Source organism: Megasphaera sp. AM44-1BH (genome assembly GCF_003467125.1).
GTDB lineage: Bacteria > Bacillota > Negativicutes > Veillonellales > Megasphaeraceae > Megasphaera.
In genome coordinates this window covers 1-1459 of record NZ_QSFA01000053.1, presented here as the reverse complement: position 1 = coordinate 1459, position 1459 = coordinate 1, and the positions used below count along the sequence as shown (strand labels likewise).

1 protein-coding gene and 1 CRISPR repeat array are annotated in these 1459 nt (G+C 46.8%); the gene reads right to left on the bottom strand.

Annotation, left to right across the window (positions count from 1 at the left end; translation table 11 throughout):
- Positions 1-47: 47 nt before the first annotated feature.
- Positions 48-1026: direct repeats of the CRISPR family, unit length 32 nt; unit sequence ATTTCAATCCACGCACCCGTGAAGGGTGCGAC.
- A 182-nt stretch (positions 1027-1208) separates the two neighbouring features.
- Positions 1209-1421: a type I CRISPR-associated protein Cas7 gene (locus tag DW949_RS13530; RefSeq protein WP_255417848.1), complete on the bottom strand. Its 213-nt coding sequence runs from the start codon at positions 1419-1421 to the stop codon at positions 1209-1211.
- Positions 1422-1459 lie beyond the last annotated feature (38 nt).

Here is a 1459-nt window from a genome sequence, read left to right as displayed (position 1 = left end):
TGATAGAAACCTCAATTTAACTTGTACTCAAACTTGACATAGGACCAATTTCAATCCACGCACCCGTGAAGGGTGCGACTCCCAGAGTTCTGATAAACGGCTATTTTTTATACGCATTTCAATCCACGCACCCGTGAAGGGTGCGACACATGGAAACTCCTTTCCCGGCGGAACGACCGAAAAATTTCAATCCACGCACCCGTGAAGGGTGCGACTCTATACTGTCCGGACCCTTGCGTGCTCCGGAAATACATTTCAATCCACGCACCCGTGAAGGGTGCGACAGTGCTCTGCTTGACCAGGCCATCCCGAAACAGCTATTTCAATCCACGCACCCGTGAAGGGTGCGACTTAGTGTATTTTTGGCAGAAAATGCGAAGAAAGTAATTTCAATCCACGCACCCGTGAAGGGTGCGACACGGCTATGTACATCAACGACGCGTACGGGAAAATTTCAATCCACGCACCCGTGAAGGGTGCGACCCCCGCTGTCTACTCTCATCATGCAGAAGTGACATTATTTCAATCCACGCACCCGTGAAGGGTGCGACTTTCCAATTTTGGCTAGTGATACATGACCTTCGTTATTTCAATCCACGCACCCGTGAAGGGTGCGACTGCCGGTCCTCACCATATTTGATATTACATTTGTATTTCAATCCACGCACCCGTGAAGGGTGCGACGTACCATTTTCATAACCATGAAGAGTCCAATAATATCATTTCAATCCACGCACCCGTGAAGGGTGCGACTTGAACCATTCCACGCGCTGACCATATTGCACTATATATTTCAATCCACGCACCCGTGAAGGGTGCGACGGCAATGTCCCATAACGTTTCGCCGTCAGTGACAATGTATTTCAATCCACGCACCCGTGAAGGGTGCGACTTTGATAAATTAACCCTAATGGACTGGGAAGCGAAATTTCAATCCACGCACCCGTGAAGGGTGCGACGAACAAAGAATCAGGCCACAAAATTCAACAAAAACATTTCAATCCACGCACCCGTGAAGGGTGCGACGGCCTTCAAATTGGCTCAGTCACTATCTGCTCTCTCATCAATCATATTGCGAGCCGATTGAAAGGCAGTTCAATTTTTGAGTCAATTATCCGGGTATTGCTCATTTTTATAGAAATCAAGACGAGTGCGAAGCTCCGATATATTTTATGTGTGATTCTGCTTCGCACCGCTTTTTCTCTTGGTTAAATCATCCGGGTACACGTAACATGTTCCGGGATTTTACTTTCATCTACAGTGATATCGTAGTCCGTATAGTTTCTGGGAGCAATGACGCCATCTTTTTTCTGGACATGAATAGTGTCAAAAAGTTTATAGGCCGGGGCATTCCCCAGTTCACTATCATGCTTGAAAACAATGAGTTCGCGTACGGCCATATTCCCTCTGGCTGGTCCTATGTCAAGTTTGAGTACAAGTTAAATTGAGGTTTCTATCA